Here is a 19,088-nt window from a genome sequence, read left to right as displayed (position 1 = left end):
ATTGTGGAAATCAGCATGTCGCTGAATGCACTACCAGCGCAACACGTTCGTTTCCTCTGCTCACCGGCTTATCCCACACTGACCGCCGCAACCTGCTGTTCTTCGCTTCCGGCGGAACGCGAGTTGCGGCGGAAGCGGCCGGGGCTACGCCGAATTCGCGACGAAAGGCGTTGGCGAAGCCGAACTCCGAGGCGTAGCCGACCTGGGTGGCAATGGCGGCGAGCGGCGCGTCGGTGTCGCGCAGCAGCCGGGCCCCGCTGCTGAGCCGCCACCATGTCAGATACGCCATGGGCGGCTGTCCCACCACGGCGGTGAACTTGTGCGCGAAAGCTGTTTCGACAAACCGATCTCGGCACCGAGGTCGCGCACTGTCCACCGCCGAGCCGGATCGGTGTGGATGTGGTTGAGCGCCGCGGCGAGCAGCGGGTAGGTCAATGCTGTGGGCCAGCCCCGATCGGGCTGCCCGCTCACCTGCTCGGCCCGGGTGGCGCGCTGGTGCACCGCGACGGCGGCGCATTCGTGATCGAACGTTGGGCACCGTTGAGCCCTTTTGGTTTGTGACGCTCGGCTTCTGGTTGGCGGCAGGATTCGTCGATGCGATCGTCCCCTGGGCGGGCTCGCCGTGATACTCGTGCACGACCCGTCACACGACGGCCTGGCGGGTCACGCGCAGAAGGGAAATCTCATGACAACGAGCCTGCCCGCATTCCCCGCCCCGAACGAGGACCTGCTCGACACCTGCATCCGGCTCCGGGAGATCGCGCCCGTGGTCGAAGTGGAGTTCCCCGGCGGCGTGCCCGCCTACCTCGCCTTGACGTACGACGCCGTACGCGAGATTCTCGCCGGGGACAACAAGACCTTCGCCCGGGAACCGAAGCACTGGCCTGCCCTGTACGACGGTTCCATTCCGGAGGACTGGCCCCTGCGTGCCGTCGTCCAGGGCGAGCACCTGTCCACCAAGGACGGCGACGACCATCGGCGGCTCCGCGGCCTGATCAGCAAGGCGTTCACTCCTGGCCGGGTGCAGGCGCTGGAGCCGCGGATTCAACAGATCATCGACCGATTGCTGGACGACGTGGTGGCCGCGGGTGACGGTGTCGACCTGGTACCGACCTTCACCGAAGCGCTGCCGATGGCGGTGATCTGCGAACTGTTCGGCGTGCCGGAGCCGGAACGGGACCGGCTGCGGCGTTGGACCTCGACGCTCCTGGCGCACACGACTCCTCCCGAGGAGGCGTTCGCGACGCAGAACGCGCTCATGGCGTATTTGTACGAACTGGCGGAACGCAAGCAGCGCGAGCCCGGCGACGACCTCACCACAGGTCTGGTCCAGGCCCGCGACCAGGACGACAAGCTCACCTCCGAAGAGCTGGTCGCCGTCCTGTGGATCATGCTCGTCGCCGGCCATGAGACCACGGTCCACCTGCTCGGCTACGCCATCCTGGCGTTGTCGCAGCACCCCGATCAGCTCGCGCTGGCCAAGGCCGACAACCTCTGGGCCGACGTGGTCGAAGAGACCGTGCGATACCGCCATTCGGTCATGATGACCAGTTGGCGGTTCACCCTGACCGACGTCACCGTCGCGGGCGTGACCATCCCCAAGGGCAACGCCGTCGGCGTGGCCTACCAGGCCTGTGGCATCGACCCCGCCGAGTACGGCGAGACCGCGAACGAGTTCGACATCACCCGCAAGCAGCGGGCCGGACATCTCGGGTTCGGCCACGGTCCGCGATACTGCATCGGGGCCGGGCTGGCCCGCCTGGAGGGGAGGCTCGCGCTGGCCTCGCTGTACCGGCGGCTGCCGGAACTCACCCTCGCGATGGAGCCGAAGGACATCCCCTACTCGCCGTCCTTCTTCACGATCGGCCCGCTGTCGGTGCCGGTCAACCTCGGCAGCGTGCGGGGCTGACGAGTCCTCCAAGGCCAGGTCATCAAAGCCCACACGGCGAGTAAGAGGACGGCCACGGTAACCAGGTACCAGGGCCAGGGGCCGAGCACGTCGAGCAGCGAGGGAGTCGAGGGCTTCCCGTTGACGAAGCCGTAGTTGGTGTCGGCGATGGCGTTGAAGACAAACGTCACCGCCGTCCACACCACGGTGACTGTCACGGCGATCCGGTAGCTTCGCCAGTCCGGGTGCATGCCGATGCCCCAGGTCAGGTAGATCGCCGCCCAGACCACGACCAGGTGAACCGCCCAGAAGGCCAGGAATTCGTAGTGCGGGAAGTCCGGGCTGTGCAGCGCGGGTGATATGAGCGCCTGCGTACTCAAGGTGAGGCACCAGTAGTAGGTCAGGGCATACGCCCAGTGCCGGTGCGACCACAGCGCGTACGCGGCGGCCAATGTCGCGAGATCGGTCAGTCGCAGCGGAACCGAGCGGCCGACCGTTGGAGGCACCATCGTGGCGAGGTAGATCGCCAGGTACAGTGCGAATATCACGGCGCCCGAGACACGCCCGAATCGGCGTGCGCTATCGGGGCTACGGTGTGTTCGCCCAACACGAACAACCAACGCCGCTCCGACCGCGAACACCGCCAGCACCACCCAGTGTGACGGCCCGTATGCGGAGAACTCCCGCTGCGCCGATAGCGGGTCCACCTAACTGATCTTATAGGCGTGCGCACGTCCCGTCGAAGTCCCGCCGTCGGCCTGGTCGTGCGTTGTGCACTCGTCGTCGATGTTCACCGATGCTTCACCCGGGTCCGGTCGGTGGGCGGCAGGATGGAACAGTGCAGCGGATATGGGCAGCGGGTGCCGTGGTGACGCTTCTGTCGGCTGGTCTTCTGACGACCGGAGCGGGTCCGGTCTCGGCGGATGGTCCGGGACGGTTCGATCTCCAAGCGCATCGGGGAGGGTTGGGGCTGGTGGTGGAGAACACCCTGCCCGCGTTCGCGAATGCGCTGGAGCTCGGTGTGAGCACGCTGGAGCTGGACGTGCAGATCACCGCGGACGGGTATGCGGTGGTCACCCACGATCGGGATCCGAGTCCGGCGAAGTGCGTGGATACGGCACCCGTCTTTCCGGGCGATCCGAAGTTTCCGTATGTGCCGGGGACGACCTACATTCGGGATCTCACGCTGGCGCAGGTGCGGACGATCGATTGCGGCTCTGTGCGATTGGCCGATCAGCCCGAGCAGCGGACCGCGCCCGGAGCGCGAATTCCGTTGCTGTCGGAGGTGTTCGATCTAGTGCGTGTGTACCGGGCCGATCAGGTGATGCTGAACATCGAGACCAAGGTCGAGGCAGCCGCGCCGGAGCAGACCGCGCCGCGGGAGCAGTTCGTGCAGATCGTGGCGGCGGAGGTGCACCGGGCGGGAATGGGGCAGCAGGTCACCATACAGAGTTTCGACTGGGGTGCGCTCATGCGCATGCGGGAGGTGGCGCCCGACCTGCCGATCGTCGCATTGACCAGCGGCCAGCAGAATCTGCAGGCCGGTGAGCCGGGTGCCTCGCCATGGCTGGGCGGGATAGATATCGACGATTTCCCGGGATCGCCGCAGGAAAGGTTCGTCGCGGCCGCGGCATCCATCGGCGCGGCGGCGGTATCGCCGGTGCACGGCACCCCCCAGAACGGCACCGTCACCGACCCTGCCTATCGGCCTTTCACCACAGCCGAACTCATACGCGCTGCGCACCGCTATGGGATGCGCGTTGTGCCCTGGACGGTAGACGACCGCGCCACGATGACAGCACTTGTCGACCTGGGCGTGGACGGCCTCATCACCAACCGCCCCGATGTGCTCCGCAGCCTGCTGGCCGACCGCGGACGGCAACTGCCGCAGGCATATCACCGCCCTTGATCTCGAAAAACGCTGCGACCACCGTCGCGATAGCCGACACCGACACTACCCAACCATTCGTGTTGCTGGAATAGACTGCGGCGCAACGTGATAGATAGCGCCCCCGATACCCAACAGGGCGATCAGGGGACCTCATCGAAACCCCGGTAGCCTTGCCCGAACGCCGTTTCCGACCTCCATGCAGCGTGATGTGCCTGGTAGGCAACGTATTTCACGTTACATACCGCATGGAAGGGTTTCCTTTGCTACAGTGAGCACCGTGTTCCGTTCTGGTCTAGCTAACCAGCGGCAACACTCACTCCGGGTTTGCCTACGGCCGTGGCCCCCGGAGTCGGTCCGGTTTCCGGTGCGGGCGCACTATCCGTTATCAGCAGTTCCAGGGAGTTTGCTATGGGGTACAATCCGCATGTTCTGGTAATAGGTGGCGGCCCAGCCGGTTCGACCACGGCAGCTCTGCTCGCGCGAGCGGGCATTCGAGTGACCCTCCTGGAAAAGGAGAGATTTCCTCGATATCACATCGGCGAGTCCCTCCTGGCGTCGTGCTTGTCGACACTACGCCTGTCCGGCGCCTATGACGAGGTTGCCGCGCACGGTTTCCAAGTGAAACGGGGTGGGGTTTTTCTGTGGCAGAAGGATACCTGGCTATTGGACTGGTCCAGGCTCGTGGACGCGGACGCTTGGTCATGGCAGGTCGACCGCGCGGCGTTCGACGATATCCTGCTCCGCAACGCGGCCAAACAGGGTGCCGAGGTAATCGAGCAGGCCACCGTGACAAATGTGCTGTTCGACGGCGATCGCCCGACAGCCGTCGAATGGACCGGGCCCGATGACGACCAGACCCGGACCACCGAGTTCGATTTCCTCGTCGACGCTTCGGGACGCGCGGGCTTGTTGGCCAAGCGGCATTTCGACATCCGGCGGCAGCACAAGGCCTTCCGGAACACCGCGATCTGGTCGTACTGGACAGGCGCCCGCTTGCATCCGGACAGTCCGGAAGGCGCGATCAACGTCGTTTCCACCCCCGAAGGCGGCTGGATCTGGCACATCCCCTTGTCGGACGGCCGCTTCAGCGTCGGCTATGTGATTTCCAAGCGCCAGTTCGCCGAGAAGCGTCGCGAGCACGAATCGCTGGACTCGTACTACCTCGATGTCATCCGCGGCAGTGCCAATCTGAGCGAGTTGCTCGAGGGAGCACAGCAGGTCGACAGCGTCCGGGCGGAGCAGGATTACTCCTATGTCGCCGATCGGTTCTACGGTCCGGGCTACGCCATTGTCGGTGACGCCGCATGCTTCCTCGATCCGTTGTTGTCCACCGGCGTGCATTTGGCGACGTACGGGGCGCTCACCGCATCGGCAGCCATTGCGACCGCCTTGCGGGGCGAGATGAGCGAGTCCGAGGCACTGGGCTTTTTCGATTACACCTATCGGCGGGCGTACTGGCGATTCCTGATCCTGGTTTCGCGAATGTACGAGCAGTACGTCGGGTCCGAGGAATATTTCACGCATGCCAGCAGCCTCACCGAGGCACATGAGGGCGACTCCCCGCAGGAGTCGTTCACCAGGATCATCGCGGGACTGACCGATGTGGACGAATCGTCGGGAGAACAAGAGCGGACCGATACCGACGCCATCGTCACCGAGGCCGAACTCCTCAACGAAGAGCCGGCCGAGGTGAACATCAAATACATGGGTCACTTGGATATGTCCCCGGTGTGGAATATCTGGCGCGATCCGCTCGGGGCGGACTCCGCAATGGGCGAGGTGCGAATTACGACCGAACCGGTACTCGGCCTGACCAGTAAGCCCCGCAGCGCCGCGGAGATGGAGGCCATTGTCCGACCATACATTCCACCGAAGGGCGCGGACGTCACCACCGCTTAGCCCAGGCTTTCCAGTGAAAATCACTGTGCGGAGCCTGCAATTGTGACGATCACTCGATCCGTCCCCGAACCACCGGGCGATGCCTCGGCCGGTGGTTCGGGTTTCCGGATGAACAGAGATGAAATCGGGCGGTTCGGCCATCCACTCACCAGGATGCTGCTGGCCAGCGACGGCTCCACCATGCCGGTACTCGAGGCGATACTCAGGACGGAACTCCAGGTTCGTGTGCTCCGCCAGGACGTTATGGCGGCCGACCGGCTACCCACCACCGTCACCGATGCATTGCAGGTGTCCGGCGCCGACCGCGTTATCGTCCGCCGCTCCTGCCTGATCAATTCCGACAGCGTGGCCATATCTGTCAATCATGTCGTCACCGTCGCGGGCCCCGCGGCCGCGTATGGAGTCGACGATGTCCGGATGCCGATCGGTTACAGCTTGATTTCTCGGGGCGTATCCCAGCGTCGTCACATATTGCGGGCGGGCTTGACGAGATGGCCGGATGGCCGCCTCTGTGCGGCGAAAGCATACGTCATCGTGCTTGTCGATCGGCCGCTCTGCTATATCCGGGAATCCTTCAATCCCAATATCATTCCTCCGGACCACTCCTACACCGCCGCCGGCGATCTGCTGTGGGCCGATGAGCCGGAATCAGTACCCGACCAGACCCGGCAGCACGGCTAGCGCCGCACTCCGGCTCGTGCCACCGGCTGCGGGTCGCCAGAGTTGACCTCCGGCGCAATGTTGCTAGCGTGTGCGAGGCGCCAGCTGTCGGACGGCAGGTAGCGGAAGGCTGTAGTAGGTTCAACCCGTCAACGACAAGAGGACTGATGAATCAAGAGACCGCCGTGGTGTTTTCATGGTTCTGACCCATCACACTGCTGAGCGCCGTGGCGGTCGTGGTCGATCGGTTCGGCGGGGCGCTGCGCTCGACCTGGCACCCGACACACGCTGATCTCGCTCGACACGTGATCGAAGTACGTGTCCGCGCTCTCTGATCACTCTCGTCGAATTCCTGCCCATCGTCTGGAGTCACGTCTTTGACCACACCACAGCCCCCAGCATCCGCGCCGCGCACCGCTTCGACCGGAACGCGCCCCGTCCAGCGCGGACCGGTTGTCGATACCGATGACCGCCGAGTTGCGTTGTACACTCCGGAGTTCGTCGCCGACCCGCATCGCGCTTACCGTGAGATGCGTCGTCAGTACGGCTCGCTCGTACCCATCGATTTGGCACCCGGCGTGCCGGCCACCTTGGTGATCGGCTACCGGACGGCGGTGCGAATCCTCAACGACCCCAACCACTTCCCGGCGGATCCACGAACCTGGCAAAAGACCATTCCCGCGGATTCTCCCGTCCGCCCGATGATGGAGTGGTACCCGGCGGCGCGGTACAACACCGGAGCCACGCATGCTCGCTACCGGCAGGCCTCCGTCGCGAGCATCGACGGGATCGATACGCATGGGCTGCGCCCCGCGGTCGAGAGAATCGCCATCCCGCTGATCAACACCTTCTGCGAGGCCGGTTCCGCCGACTTGGTGACCCAGTACGCGTTTCCCCTCGTGCTCGAGATCCTCAACCAGATGGTCGGCTGCCCCGCCGAGATCGGGCAGCGCGTCGCGACCGGCATGGCCGCGCGCTTCGATACGGTCAATCCCGCCCAGGGCATGAAGATGCTCAAAGAGGCGCTGATGGAGCTGATTCAGCTCAAGCGGCAACATCCCGGCGACGACGCAACCTCGCGGCTGGCACATCACCCGGCCAACCTCAACGAAATGGAGATCTTCGCGCAGCTGATGAGCTTCTACGGCGCTGGCTTCGAAGCCCAGCGCAATCTGATCACCAACACTCTGCTGCTGATGATCACCGACGACCGGTTCCGGTACGGCAGCGATGTTCTCGGACGGAACCTGTCGACCGAGCACGCGCTCGACGAGGTGCTGTTCAACGACCCGCCGATGGCAAACTTCTGCACCACCTACCCGCGGCAGCCCATCATGATCGACGATGCCTGGCTGTCGGCGGACCAGCCGGTCGTCATCAGCCTCGCCGCGTGCAACAACGACCCCGAGATCCGCGGGACCGACGAGCCAGGCGGGAACCGTATCGGCAATCGCTCGCATCTGGCGTGGAGCACCGGGCCGCATGCTTGCCCGGCGAAATCGATTGCGTACCCCACTGTGCAGAACGCCATCGATCAACTGCTCGACGCCCTCCCCGAGATGGAGCTCGCGGTGCCGGTGGACCAGCTCGTCTGGCGTCCAGGTCCGTTCCACCGGGCGATGACGTCGATGCCGGTCGTCTTCCCCAGGTCCGCGCCGCTGACCTTCATGTAGAAAGCTGAAGGTCTCGCTGCGCCGGCCCGGGGTCGACCACATCGACCGCTACTACCAGCACCGAGTCGATCGCAGGTGCCGATCGAGGAAACCGTCGGCGCTGTGGCCGAGCTGGTGCGGGGCAGCACCACAGCGCGGCCTGCGCTGCCATAACCGGCTGCCCCTGCGGCGACGGAAGTGAGCGGCCTCCTCGACAGTGCGTAGAACAGAGCGATATCGCGCGGTCCGTGTTCCACGCTCGTCTTGTGTTCACACTCGTCGAAACCTGGCCAGTGGTGGTCGCTCGGCGGCGCGGCGTGATCCGATCAGCAGCAGGACGCTGGCGAGCAGGAAGATCGGCCATGGCGTGAACATGAGGACTGCAGCATCGACCACGGTCCAGGCCCCGAGTATCCACGCGACGAACGTCGGCGGCGCGATGCCGCGACGTTCCAGCCACAGCACCATCAGGCCGACCACGACGAGTGGCACACCGAAGCTGGCCAAACTCAACCAGTACGCGCTGTTGGCCGGACTCATCGCCGCGAGGTCGTCGCTCCACAAGCCCCCGCTGAACCAGGTCCCCGCGTGGCGCGCGGCTTTCTCCACCGTCAAAGCGCCGATTGTGTGCGCGGTCCCGCACAGCGTGATGAGCCAACCGGCCCACTTGATCATCCGACTCGCGCTCCGCTGCTCCATCGCAGCCCTCCAGACAATATATACGGTAGCGTACAGATCGGAGCTTATCCCATGTATACGGTTCCGTATAGACAGTTGGGGTCGCTGTAGCATCCGCCGAAAATCGGGCGGATTCCGAAATCACCTGGAACACAGGCAGGTCGCTAACAGCACCTCTCGACGGTTCACCCTGTCGGCCTGTACGACGGTTACCGGACGGCCTGCGCATCGTCGCACTCGGACCCAGCCGCGTTCACCGGCTAGCGGCCAGCACTGCCGCGAGGCCTTCTTGCAGATCCTTGACGAAGTACTCGGGAACCTCCAGCGACGGGAAATGTCCCCCGGTTTCAGAGGACCTCCATCGGACGATCTGTCGGTACCGCTCCTGTGCCCAGGGGCGCGGACACTTCTCGATGTCGCGGGGATACACACTGATTGCTGACGGGACGTCGACCCGAAGTTCGGGGTCGAGCGAGTTGACACCGCCGTGGCTTTCGTAATAAATGCGGGCTGACGATGCGCCGGTCCGCGTCAGCCAATACAGGGTGACGTCGTCAAGAATTCTGTCTCTGGAAATCGTCTCGAACGGGCCATCTTCGGTATCTGTCCACTCAGCGAACTTGTCAAGGATCCAGGCGAGAAGCCCGACCGGTGAGTCGACGAGCGAGTAGCCGATGGTCTGCGGTCGGGTCGCCTGCTGCTTCGCGTACGCCGCGCGGGCGCCGCCCCAGAAATCGTGGGCTTCCTCGGTCCATTTGCGCTCGGCCGCCGTCAGACCGTCCGTTGTCAACCCGGGCGGTGCCTGCGCGGTCACTGTGTGGATACCGAGAACGTGCGCCGGGAACCTGCCGCCGAGGACCGTGGTGATCACGCCTCCCCAGTCGCCGCCGTGGGCCGCGAACTTGCTGTAGCCGAGCCTTCCCATCAGTTCCACCCATGCGGCCGCGATCTTTCCGATTCCCCACCCGGTGGTGGCCGGCTTGTCGCTGTAACCAAAGCCTGGTAGCGACGGGGCCACGACGTGGAACGCCGGCGCGTCTGCATCTTTCGGATCCGCCAGCTCGTCTACTACATCGATGAACTCAGCAACGCTGCTCGGCCAGCCGTGCGTCAAGATCAGAGGAGTGGCGTCCGCGCGCGCGGATCGGCGGTGCAGGAAGTGGATTCCCAGATCATCAATGGTCGTGCGGAACTGGCCGATCCGGTCAAGGCGCGCTTCGAACGACCGCCAGTCGTACCCGGTGCGCCAGTAGTTCACGACATCGACGAGGTCGGCGAGAGGAACGCCCTGGTCCCATCGGCGAGGGTCGGGCGCGGCGCGATAGACCGTCTCAGCTTCCGGCAGCCGCGCCGCGGCTAATCGCGCGCGCAGATCGTCGAGGTCAGCGTCAGTTGCGTGGGCTTCGAATGCTTGCACGTCGCTGGTTGGACGGTTCATGAGATGTTGTCGCCGAAGTGAGTTGCCGTGGCGACAACGTCACGATCAATGCCGGCCGCAGCGTCGGTGACGAACCAATGTGTGGGCATGAGACCTCCCGTTCATCGCGGAACCGGCTTGTATCTGTCGCGAACCGGCTAAGACGGTTCTAGCATGTCTCGATGTCAACAGGCAACCTGCTAAGGTGGTTCCATGCGTGCTCGGTTCCCTGACTTCCGTCTGGGCAACGTGCTAGCGACCAGCTTCACGGCGACTCTGACGGAGCGTCGTGGCAACGCTGTGGAACGCATTCCCACACCGCAGCGACTCGTCGACTGGCTGGCAGTGAATGGACTCGCCGTGGAGTCCTGCACCACCGCCCAGCTGGAACTCGCTCGGGAACTGAGGGAATCGATTCACGCCGCCGCGACAGCGGCCGCGATCCAAGACGCTCTCCCTGCGTCTGCTGTCCAAGTCATCAATGACTGCAGCACTCGGGGTCGGGCCGCGGCTATCCTGACGCCCGAGGGCAATCGGCGATGGCGACTCAGCTCGGCTTCCTGCGTAGAAGATGCCCTAGGCGTGATCGCCGCCGACGCGATCAGCATCATCGCAGGCGAACGAGACGGAAAATTGGCCTTGTGCGTATCGCCAACCTGCCGAGCCGCCTTCTTCGACACCAGCCAAAGTCGCACCCGCAAATGGTGTGACATGAACACGTGCGGGAATCGTCAGAAGAAGGCGCGCTTCAATGCCAACCAGCGCGAAAACCCCAGATCAGCAAAGTAATCGTTACCCTCGGTATATCCAGGCGGGAGCTGCCGTCGATCAGCACCGCGACCTCCCACGGGAGTTCCGGTCCCGGCACCGGCCGCGGTACGCCGCAGAGCCGGTGGATCGACGCGGTACCGGCCAACGGCGGCCCGGACACTGTGCTCCACATCGAGGACGGCCGGGCCGGGCCCCTACTGCGCCGATGGCGCGGGCACATTGCGGAGGATGAGGTCTCGCCCGTCCGGCCAATAGAAATGGTTGCCCCACATCGTAAATGCCGCCCGGCGTCTCTGCGTCACAGTCGAAGACCGAGTTTCGCCGGTGCGGTGCTGGATCGCTGTCGATATCAGAGGTGCTCCCGAATACGGGTCAGCGGCGGACCGCATCGAGGATTACGCCCTCGCGGTCGAGGATGGCGCGAACCGCATCATGGTCGTCGGGGGTCAAGGAAGCTCGGCGCCGCTTCCAGAACGACAGGCTTGCGGCCAATCCGGGGTCGGACGTGCCATGAGCACGGCAATGCTCGGCCAGCGCAACCCGCAACCGTGGGGACGTCGCGGGGCGTCCGGCGAGATCGATGAGGCTTGTCAGCGTCTGGCAGGCGGACACGAAGTCGCGGGCGGCGGCAACCGGATTCATTGTGGACCGGCTCATCGTCACCCCGAATGGTCGTGTCTGCAAAGGATCCCACCCCTGCGACGATTGACCACTAAAAGAGTTGGCGCATAAGGCTTATCGCCACAATGGCAGGCACCTCGCTCCCGCGCCCGAAGGTCGGATCAAGATCGAGCGCGCGATCGGATCTTCCTATCGGCGATCGGCGATCTGCCGCCGACACCGCGTGACTCGCGGAGTAGGCGAAGGCATGGGGCGACTATCCATCGGATCGCGTCTCCGGGCATTGCATGCTCGGGTTGGTGATCGCGCCGGTGCGGGATCGCGGCAGTCAGCGCCGCCCGGTGCAGTGCCCCTCGGGCGTGTACTGGCAGGGCCGTTCGTTGCGCCCTCGGTACCCGCCGTGATTGCTGCTCCTGGCGCGCTCTCCCACGCCGGAGCCACGCCGATCGCCGGGGTCATGCGAGTACTTGTCCGCGGTGACCGCAACGAACGGTTCGGGCGAGACGAGGGCGGGCGTCACCAACGCGCCTCCGATGAGAGTGGCGGCAACCACTCGACGTACCGGGCGACGCTTCTTTGCGTTCTCCATGGCATTTTCCCGTCGTATAACGTGCCGTTAGATAACGACACGATAGTTGATGGTCCACCATGTGGGAAGAGCCTGCGGAGATCGGATCAGGAATCGAGAAGCGCCCGCCCGGAGCCGCACCTAGCGTGACTGTCGTGGCCGCCAACCCGGTGGGAGCAGTCCACCCGCAGGGCGGGCACGGTGAAGCAGCTGGACCGCGGACTTGCCGCGGCCGCATCGACGAAGGAAACCGAACGTCCTGATCGAAGCTGGTTAGATCGAGCCAGGCGCCGCCCACCGAGACAGCGAAGGCGACCCCGCCCAACGGATGGAGACACGATGAGCACGGCCACGACGACGGGCACGCAGTCCCCGGCACTGCCCCTTGCCGACAGCCACGATTTGATCCGCGTGCACGGCGCGCGCGTGAACAACCTCCAGGACGTCAGCATCGAGATTCCGAAGCGCAGGCTGACCGTGTTCACTGGTGTCTCCGGCTCGGGCAAGAGTTCGTTGGTGTTCGACACGATCGCGGCGGAGTCGCAACGACTGATCAACGAGACCTACAGCGCGTTCGTGCAGGGCTTCATGCCCACGCTGGCGCGCCCGGAGGTCGACGTCCTCGACGGGCTGACCACCGCCATCATCGTCGACCAGCAGCGGATGGGTGCCGACCCGCGCTCCACGGTCGGCACTGCCACCGACGCCAACGCGATGCTGCGCATCCTCTTCAGCCGACTGGGCAAGCCGCACATCGGCCCGCCCAGCGCCTACGCCTTCAACGTCCCCTCGGTGCGAGCCGCCGGTGCGATCACGGTCGAACGCGGTGGTAAGACCAAGGCCGAGAAAGCGACCTTCACCCGCACCGGCGGCATGTGCACCCGCTGCGAGGGCCGCGGAACGGTCTCCGATATCGACCTCACCCAGCTCTACGACGACTCCAAGTCGATCGCGGAAGGCGCGTTCACCATCCCGGGCTGGAAATCCGACAGCTGGTGGACGGTGCGGCTCTACGCCGAGTCGGGCTTCCTCGACCCGAACAAGCCGATCCGCAAGTACACCAAGAAGGAGATGCACGACTTCCTCTACCGTGAGCCGACCAAGGTCAAGGTCGAGGGCATCAACCTCACCTACGAGGGGCTGATCCCCAAGATCCAGAAGTCGTTCCTCGCCAAGGATCGTGAGGCCATGCAGCCGCACATCCGGGCGTTCGTCGACCGGGCGGTCACCTTCCAGACCTGCCCCGAGTGCGACGGCACCCGGCTCAGCGCGGAGGCCAGGTCATCGAAGATCAAGCGGATCAACATCGCCGACGCCTGCGCGATGCAGATCAGCGACCTGGCCGAATGGGTCGGCGGCCTCGACGAGCCGTCGGTGGCGCCGCTGCTCTCCGCGTTGCGGCATACCCTCGACTCGTTCGTGGAAATCGGGCTGGGCTACCTCTCGCTCGACCGATCCTCGGGCACGCTGTCGGGCGGTGAAGCGCAGCGCGTCAAGATGATCCGCCACCTCGGCTCGTCGCTCACCGATGTCACCTACGTCTTCGACGAGCCGACCACGGGCATGCACCCCCATGACATCCAGCGGATGAACGACCTGCTGCTGCGGCTGCGGGACAAGGGCAACACGGTGCTCGTCGTGGAGCACAAGCCGGAGACGATCGCGATCGCCGACCACGTCGTCGACCTGGGCCCTGGCGCAGGTGCGGCGGGCGGCACCGTGTGCTTCGAGGGCACCGTCGATGGGCTCCGGTCCAGCGGCACCATCACCGGCCACCATTTCGACGACCGGGCCGCCGTCAAGAAGGCGGTGCGCGAGCCCACCGGCACGCTGGAGATCCGCGGTGCGACGACCAACAACCTCCAGGAGGTCGACGTCGACATCCCGCTCGGGGTGCTCTGTGTCGTCACCGGCGTCGCTGGCTCGGGCAAGAGTTCACTGATCCACGGCTCCGTCCCGGCCTGGGCGGACGTGGTGTCGGTCGACCAGTCGCCCATCCGCGGCTCGCGGCGGAGCAACCCGGCCACCTATACCGGTCTGCTCGAGCCGATCCGCAAAGCGTTCGCCAAGGCCAACGGCGTGAAGCCGGCGCTGTTCAGCGCCAATTCCGAGGGTGCATGTCCGAGCTGCAACGGCGCCGGTGTCATCTACACCGACCTGGCGATGATGGCCGGCGTCACGACCACCTGTGAGGAGTGCGAGGGCAAGCGATTCCAGGCATCGGTGCTGGACTACCACCTCGGCGGCCGCGACATCAGCGAGGTGCTCGCGATGTCGGTGACCGAGGCCGAGGAATTCTTCGGCTCCGGCGAGGCGCGCACGCCTGCCGCGCACGCCATCCTCGATCGGCTCGCCGACGTGGGGCTCGGCTACCTCAGCCTCGGCCAGCCGCTCACGACGCTGTCCGGCGGCGAACGGCAGCGACTGAAGCTGGCCACCCACATGGCCGAGAAGGGCGGCGTCTACGTCCTCGACGAGCCGACCGCAGGCCTGCACCTCGCCGACGTCGAGCAGTTGCTCGGCCTGCTCGACCGGCTCGTCGACTCCGGCAAGTCGGTCATCGTCATCGAGCACCACCAAGCCGTGATGGCGCACGCCGACTGGATCATCGACCTCGGCCCAGGCGCCGGTCACGACGGCGGCCGGATCGTCTTCGAAGGCACACCCGCCGACCTCGTCGGCGCCCGCTCCACCCTCACGGGCGAGCACCTCGCGGCCTACGTCGGCGCCTGACCAGGCCCTCGCGAAGACCGAGACGAGTTCCTCGGCGACGGCGTAGCGACGTAGGATCCGCTATGTGACTCGGAAGGCCGAACCGGCGCAGCGGCTGCGCGACCTGGCGCTGCTGCGCCGCGTTCGCGATCGGATCGACCGCGAGTACGCGCAGCCGCTGGACGTCGAGGCGCTCGCCCGCGGCGTCCACATGTCGGCCGGGCACCTCAGCCGCCAGTTTCGGCTCGCCTACGGCGAGTCGCCGTATTCCTATCTGATGACGCGGCGCATCGAGCGCGCGATGGCGCTGCTGCGTCGCGGCGACCTCAGCGTCACCGAGGTCTGCTTCGCGGTCGGCTGCCAGTCACTGGGTACGTTCAGTACACGCTTCACCGAGTTGGTCGGCGTGGCGCCCAGCGTCTATCAGCGTGAGTCGGCGAACGAGACGGCGGGGATGCCGTCATGCGTGGCGAAACAAGTGACCAGACCGATCAGGAATCGAGAAGCGCAGGTCTCCGAGCCCCGTCTAGCGTGACTGCCATGGACATCACCATTCACTCGAGCTTCCTCCCGCAGGACGACCCGGACGCGGCGCTGGCCTTCTATCGCGACACCCTCGGCTTCGAGGTCCGCAAAGACGTCGGTTACGGCGGGCTGCGATGGATCACCGTCGGCCCCGTCGACCAGCCCGGCACGTCCATCGTCCTGCATCCGCCGGGCGCCGACCCCGGCATCACCGACGACGAGCGCCGCACCATCACCGAGATGATGGCCAAAGGCACCTACGCCGCCATCCTCCTGGCCACCAAGGACCTCGACGGCGCCTTCGAGCGGGTGCAGGCCTCCGCCAGCGCCGAGGTGGTCCAGGAGCCGACCGAGCAGCCGTACGGAGTACGCGACTGCGCCTTCCGCGATCCCGCGGGCAACCTGGTCCGTATCCAGGAGCTGCGCTGAGCCGTCCGGCAACGCGGGAATCGGAGGCCACAGTTCGATCTCTGTGGCCGCCGATCCGGCCCGCCTGAGCACTCGGTGTCGCGTCAGACGATGTCAAAATTTCTTGTCGATCGTCGTGCCGAAAACCCTGTGGGGCACCGGATTACGGGCTGTTCGGCGGTAGCGGCCCGGGGCCACCTCAGTACGGCTCTCGCGAGGTATCCGGCCGCATTCGACCGGCGTCGATCAACGTTTGGCGAGCCGCCGCCTTGCGTGGGCACTGATCAGCGCGGCATCCCCTGTGGCGCTGCATAATCTGGTGCGCTTCGGAAACACTCAGTGGATGGTCGGGTGCTTCGTGCGGCCACCCGGCTGGCCACAGTCCGGCATCGGGCTGCTCATCGTGTCGGCGTCCAGCGCGCCACTCGGCCTGGACGCGCTCGATGATTGCTTGCGCCGATGTTTCGTCCGGCTCGTCTTCCCTCCACCAGTTGAACGCCATCACATTTCACCCCTGCTACGTCGCTTGTCGTTGGGTGCACGCCACCCGGCGGGGTGATGGTCACCGCGGACCGCTCACGGCTGGCGGTGCGTCCGATTCGACAGGCAACGGCGGACGCACCCGCCGGGTGGGTGCTGGCTCCAAGAGTCGCTCGCAAATTTCCGTCCGGGACCGGAGAATCGGCTACTGCGGGTCTACAGATCCGCCTACCATCCACGCATGGGGACTGACGGCGGCTTGCCGCCGGACATCGGGGAACGTTTGCGAGCCACCAGGCAGGCGGCAGGGCTCTCGCTAGCCGAGTTGGCGGCGCGGATACCGTTTTCGCGCAGCTACCTCGGCCATATCGAGACCGGTACGCGCCCCGCCTCGGCCGAGGCGGTCGCCGCTTACACGCGCGCCTGCGGCGAAGTGACATGCGATCCTGTCACACTGGTGAGCGTGTTGGGCAGAGCAGATGTCGACCGGCGGTCGTTCCTACGCACGTCGGTCTACAGTGCGGCGCTGTCCGCGACAGCACTGGCATCGCTGTCGGACGTGGCCCGGTTGATCCGAGTCGACGATTCCGCGCGGGTCGGCATGGCGGAAGTTCGAGCCGTGCAGGGGATCACAGACGCTTTCCTGCGGTTGGACGAGGTGAAGGGCGGCGGTATCGGTCGAACCGCTGTCGCCGAGTTCCTGAGTACCGATGTCGCCTCGCTGCTGCGGTCGCGGTTCACCGATTCCACTGTCCGGGCCGCCGCGTTCAGCGCTGCCGCCGAACTGGCGTACCTGGCTGGTTTCAAAGCGCACGACGCCGGGCAAGACGGCATCGGGCAACGGTATTTCCTGTCCGCGTTGCGGCTCGCGGAGGAATCCGGAGTGCCGGGTCAAGACGGCTTCTGTCTCCGCATTCTCGGCTTACACGCCACTGACGTTCGCCAACCGCAGCACGCCGCCGAACTTGCTGAACGCGCGGTAATGACGGCACGCGGCAAGGTGAGCCCGGACACCATGGCATTGTTCCTGGTCGCTCAGGCGCGCTGTTACGCCGAAACAGGCCTGCACCGCGCAGCGCGGAATACCCTGCGGGCGGCTGAAGCAGGGATAGTCCCGGAGGTAACCACCGAGTTGCCGCGGTGGGTGGCGCTGTATTGTCCGAACAAAGCGAGCGTGGCAAGGCAGACGTCGAAGGCGTTCGCAGCCTTGGGTGAATTCGCTGAAGCCGAACGTTACCTGTATCTGTCGCATTCGATGTGGAATCCTGAGACGCACACTAGGATTCATGCATTGTCCGCCGCTGAAACGGGACTGATCCGGTGGCGGCTCAAACGGCATGAGGACGCAGTGTCCCTATGGCGGCCCGCGCTGCCTGTCCTCTCGGCGGTGTCTTCTGAGCGCACCGCAAAAGTTCTGCGGAAGGTGCGCAAGGCTGCGCCGGAACTGTTCGCCAGCACGCCAGCGTGACCATGTTGCTGGTTGGCTTGGTTCCCAACGTTCTTGGTTGGTGCTGGAGGTTTGGTTCGTGGTTGTTCACGAATCTCGACGGCACCGTCAGTCGGCGACAGGTGTTGTTCACGAACAACGACAGCGTCCGATGGGCTCCGGTGAACGCCCGCCCAGCGGCAAAGTAGTGCGTTCGCGGGATGCCTGCAGGAACTGGCCCGATAGGGCAGTAGTGCCTTCCTACGGTCAAGCGTTCCGCTCGGCGAACACATACCCCTGGGGTACTGGGGGCACCTCTAACTGGTTCGTGCCATGTCGAAACGATGATTCGGAAACCGGCATCTTTCATCACGGAGGCCATGTGGTTCGGTGACTAACGGAAAGCCGGCCCCCTCTCTCCTAAGTCGAGCGAAGGATCTCATCGGTACGCTCGTGGGCATGGGCGGGGACTTGTTACTGCTGATCGCCACCATCGGGCCGTTGGCACTGTTCGGGTGGGCGGCTATTCGGGCGAAGCACCGCGGCCTCGGGGGGTCATTCGTCGGGCCGTTTCAGGAGATGTTTGATCCCGGTGCGGCACGAGCACAGATCGTCATCGAGGAGATCGCGGAACTGCCGGATCCTGCGGACTCCGGCGACCCGGACAACGACGATGTGCCGAACACAGTGGTATATAAGGGTGTTCGGCTCTACATCAATCCTGATAAGGCTCGGCGACGCGGAGGTGACGGGTCCACCAGGCGAGCTGGGTGAGCACCTACCTGGCCAACCCCGGCAACGCCGACCCCGACGATGCTCTCGGCTACGGGTACTTCGTCGGAACACGCGAGCCTGGACCGTACGACGGGTTCGGCGAACCTGTCTGCCCCACGATGGAGCTGGCGGGCGGTTGGTGGTGGCTCGACTATTGCTAGCGCGCTGTCTCGCCCGAAGGGATAGCGAGACTCCGGCGGCAACTAGTCGCGCATAGCCTGCGTTCTCAGCACATCGACCTCGCAGCCTGGCGAGGTCGGGTCGAAACCATGCTCGACCAGCCAGCGGACCCCCAGCAGGCTTCGCAACGACCACCATGCGCGGATCACGTCGAGGTCGACGTCGGTGCCGTATCCGGCCACGACGTCGCCGAGGTGCTCGTCGTGTCCGAGCGTCAAGGTGGCGAGGTCGAACAGGGCATCGCCTTGGCCTGCCTCGGACCAGTCGACCACGCCGGTGATCTCCTCACCAGAGACGAACACGTGGGCGACCTGCAGGTCGCCGTGCGTGAACACCGGTGTCCACTGCCGGAGCGCTGCCTCGGCAACCCGGCGGTTGCGCGTGACCACGTCGGTGGGAAGAACGTCGTTCGTGACGAGCCACGCGCATTCGCCGTCGAGCTCCACCGCGATCTCGTCGAGGCTGCGACCGGGCCACGGCGGCAGCGGCCCGTCGTGCAGCATCCGCACGGCGGCACCCGCTGCGGCCCATGCCGCCG

The 19,088-nt window shown here is 65.3% G+C and carries 19 protein-coding genes and 1 pseudogene; 13 read left to right on the top strand and 7 right to left on the bottom strand.

Translation table 11 applies throughout. The annotated features are described in order from the left end of the window. Positions 1-10: 10 nt before the first annotated feature. Together NA4_RS42095 and NA4_RS42090 are read right to left on the bottom strand one after the other, a co-directional pair. Entirely contained in the window at positions 11-289 is a 279-nt protein-coding gene (locus tag NA4_RS42095) for a helix-turn-helix domain-containing protein (RefSeq protein ID WP_067466864.1), read from the bottom strand. Next, a complete protein-coding gene (locus NA4_RS42090; protein ID WP_067466861.1) occupies positions 277-501 on the bottom strand; it encodes a hypothetical protein in 225 nt (74 codons plus the stop codon). Before NA4_RS42090 ends, NA4_RS42095 begins: the two co-directional genes overlap by 13 nt. A gap of 184 nt (positions 502-685) precedes the next feature. Here NA4_RS42090 and NA4_RS08835 point away from each other — a divergent pair, with 184 nt between their 5' ends. Then, a complete protein-coding gene (locus tag NA4_RS08835; RefSeq protein WP_157128906.1) occupies positions 686-1,909 on the top strand; it encodes a cytochrome P450 family protein in 1,224 nt (407 codons plus the stop codon). On the opposite strand, the gene NA4_RS08830 is transcribed toward NA4_RS08835, so the two are convergent. After that, a complete protein-coding gene (locus NA4_RS08830; protein ID WP_067466858.1) occupies positions 1,840-2,595 on the bottom strand; it encodes a YwaF family protein in 756 nt (251 codons plus the stop codon). The two genes, NA4_RS08835 and NA4_RS08830, sit on opposite strands and share 70 nt — an antisense overlap. A gap of 89 nt (positions 2,596-2,684) precedes the next feature. Here NA4_RS08830 and NA4_RS08825 point away from each other — a divergent pair, with 89 nt between their 5' ends. The 5 genes and pseudogenes from NA4_RS08825 to NA4_RS42085 all read left to right on the top strand — a co-directional run. After that, positions 2,685-3,797, top strand: coding sequence for a glycerophosphodiester phosphodiesterase family protein (locus tag NA4_RS08825; RefSeq protein WP_084496918.1), 1,113 nt, complete (start codon positions 2,685-2,687; stop codon positions 3,795-3,797). A 390-nt stretch (positions 3,798-4,187) separates the two neighbouring features. Beyond that, positions 4,188-5,678 carry a flavin-dependent monooxygenase QhpG gene (qhpG, locus tag NA4_RS08820; RefSeq protein ID WP_067466855.1) on the top strand — a complete coding sequence of 497 codons (1,491 nt, stop codon included), beginning with the start codon at positions 4,188-4,190 and terminating at the stop codon, positions 5,676-5,678. Between the two features lie 153 nt (positions 5,679-5,831). After that, on the top strand, positions 5,832-6,359 hold the full coding sequence (locus NA4_RS08815) for a hypothetical protein (protein WP_067466852.1): 528 nt from the start codon (positions 5,832-5,834) through the stop codon (positions 6,357-6,359). A gap of 356 nt (positions 6,360-6,715) precedes the next feature. After that, on the top strand, positions 6,716-8,011 hold the full coding sequence (locus tag NA4_RS08810) for a cytochrome P450 family protein (RefSeq protein WP_067466849.1): 1,296 nt from the start codon (positions 6,716-6,718) through the stop codon (positions 8,009-8,011). A 13-nt stretch (positions 8,012-8,024) separates the two neighbouring features. Then, a pseudogene (locus tag NA4_RS42085) lies at positions 8,025-8,131 on the top strand (aldo/keto reductase); the annotation flags it as partial. A gap of 129 nt (positions 8,132-8,260) precedes the next feature. Here NA4_RS42085 and NA4_RS08805 read toward each other — a convergent pair. Beyond that, positions 8,261-8,665, bottom strand: coding sequence for a DUF6463 family protein (locus NA4_RS08805; protein ID WP_067466845.1), 405 nt, complete (start codon positions 8,663-8,665; stop codon positions 8,261-8,263). 256 nt (positions 8,666-8,921) lie between these two features. Continuing rightward, complete coding sequence (locus tag NA4_RS08800) at positions 8,922-10,106, bottom strand: epoxide hydrolase family protein (RefSeq protein ID WP_067466842.1); 1,185 nt, start codon at positions 10,104-10,106, stop codon at positions 8,922-8,924. Between the two features lie 192 nt (positions 10,107-10,298). On the opposite strand from NA4_RS08800, the gene NA4_RS08795 reads away from it, so the two are divergent. Then, positions 10,299-10,874: a CGNR zinc finger domain-containing protein gene (locus tag NA4_RS08795; protein ID WP_067466839.1), complete on the top strand. Its 576-nt coding sequence runs from the start codon at positions 10,299-10,301 to the stop codon at positions 10,872-10,874. Positions 10,875-11,228: 354 nt separating this feature from the next. Here NA4_RS08795 and NA4_RS08790 read toward each other — a convergent pair whose 3' ends face one another. Continuing rightward, complete coding sequence (locus NA4_RS08790; protein WP_157128905.1) at positions 11,229-11,513, bottom strand: hypothetical protein; 285 nt, start codon at positions 11,511-11,513, stop codon at positions 11,229-11,231. An 871-nt stretch (positions 11,514-12,384) separates the two neighbouring features. Between NA4_RS08790 and NA4_RS08785 the strand changes: the two genes are divergently transcribed. The 6 genes from NA4_RS08785 to NA4_RS40200 all read left to right on the top strand — a co-directional run bounded on the left by NA4_RS08785 (position 12,385) and on the right by NA4_RS40200 (position 18,531). After that, complete coding sequence (locus NA4_RS08785) at positions 12,385-14,778, top strand: ATP-binding cassette domain-containing protein (protein ID WP_067466832.1); 2,394 nt, start codon at positions 12,385-12,387, stop codon at positions 14,776-14,778. 64 nt (positions 14,779-14,842) lie between these two features. Next, a complete protein-coding gene (locus NA4_RS08780) occupies positions 14,843-15,292 on the top strand; it encodes a helix-turn-helix transcriptional regulator (protein WP_067466830.1) in 450 nt (149 codons plus the stop codon). A 5-nt stretch (positions 15,293-15,297) separates the two neighbouring features. Further along, entirely contained in the window at positions 15,298-15,711 is a 414-nt protein-coding gene (locus NA4_RS08775) for a VOC family protein (protein WP_067467034.1), read from the top strand. A 700-nt stretch (positions 15,712-16,411) separates the two neighbouring features. Then, complete coding sequence (locus NA4_RS08770) at positions 16,412-17,638, top strand: helix-turn-helix domain-containing protein (protein WP_067466828.1); 1,227 nt, start codon at positions 16,412-16,414, stop codon at positions 17,636-17,638. Between the two features lie 417 nt (positions 17,639-18,055). Continuing rightward, entirely contained in the window at positions 18,056-18,370 is a 315-nt protein-coding gene (locus NA4_RS08765) for a hypothetical protein (RefSeq protein WP_067466824.1), read from the top strand. Continuing rightward, the gene (locus NA4_RS40200; protein ID WP_157128904.1) at positions 18,367-18,531 is read left to right on the top strand and encodes a hypothetical protein; all 165 of its coding nucleotides are present in this window, start codon (positions 18,367-18,369) and stop codon (positions 18,529-18,531) included. Before NA4_RS08765 ends, NA4_RS40200 begins: the two co-directional genes overlap by 4 nt. Positions 18,532-18,573: 42 nt before the next feature. On the opposite strand, the gene NA4_RS08760 is transcribed toward NA4_RS40200, so the two are convergent. After that, positions 18,574-19,088 (bottom strand): phosphotransferase (locus NA4_RS08760; protein ID WP_067466822.1); only part of this gene is annotated, 515 nt, incomplete at its 5' end.

This window comes from Nocardia amamiensis NBRC 102102 (assembly GCF_001612745.1).
Taxonomy (GTDB): Bacteria; Actinomycetota; Actinomycetes; order Mycobacteriales; family Mycobacteriaceae; genus Nocardia; species Nocardia amamiensis.
Note: the sequence above shows the minus strand (reverse complement) of the source record. Positions and strands in the feature narration are given on the sequence as shown.

What these genes read in the sequence shown, in the direction of transcription:
- qhpG (WP_067466855.1), top strand. Translation starts at nt 4,188, where the DNA reads ATGGGGTACAATCCGCATGTTCTGGTAATAGGTGGCGGCCCAGCCGGT.
- NA4_RS08790 (WP_157128905.1), bottom strand. Translation starts at nt 11,513, where the DNA reads ATGAGCCGGTCCACAATGAATCCGGTTGCCGCCGCCCGCGACTTCGTG.
- NA4_RS08800 (WP_067466842.1), bottom strand. Translation starts at nt 10,106, where the DNA reads ATGAACCGTCCAACCAGCGACGTGCAAGCATTCGAAGCCCACGCAACT.
- NA4_RS08795 (WP_067466839.1), top strand. Translation starts at nt 10,299, where the DNA reads ATGCGTGCTCGGTTCCCTGACTTCCGTCTGGGCAACGTGCTAGCGACC.
- NA4_RS08770 (WP_067466828.1), top strand. Translation starts at nt 16,412, where the DNA reads ATGGGGACTGACGGCGGCTTGCCGCCGGACATCGGGGAACGTTTGCGA.
- NA4_RS08775 (WP_067467034.1), top strand. Translation starts at nt 15,298, where the DNA reads ATGGACATCACCATTCACTCGAGCTTCCTCCCGCAGGACGACCCGGAC.
- NA4_RS08815 (WP_067466852.1), top strand. Translation starts at nt 5,832, where the DNA reads ATGCTGCTGGCCAGCGACGGCTCCACCATGCCGGTACTCGAGGCGATA.
- NA4_RS08765 (WP_067466824.1), top strand. Translation starts at nt 18,056, where the DNA reads ATGGGCGGGGACTTGTTACTGCTGATCGCCACCATCGGGCCGTTGGCA.
- NA4_RS08785 (WP_067466832.1), top strand. Translation starts at nt 12,385, where the DNA reads ATGAGCACGGCCACGACGACGGGCACGCAGTCCCCGGCACTGCCCCTT.
- NA4_RS08805 (WP_067466845.1), bottom strand. Translation starts at nt 8,665, where the DNA reads ATGATCAAGTGGGCCGGTTGGCTCATCACGCTGTGCGGGACCGCGCAC.
- NA4_RS42095 (WP_067466864.1), bottom strand. Translation starts at nt 289, where the DNA reads ATGGCGTATCTGACATGGTGGCGGCTCAGCAGCGGGGCCCGGCTGCTG.
- NA4_RS08835 (WP_157128906.1), top strand. Translation starts at nt 686, where the DNA reads ATGACAACGAGCCTGCCCGCATTCCCCGCCCCGAACGAGGACCTGCTC.
- NA4_RS08825 (WP_084496918.1), top strand. Translation starts at nt 2,685, where the DNA reads ATGCTTCACCCGGGTCCGGTCGGTGGGCGGCAGGATGGAACAGTGCAG.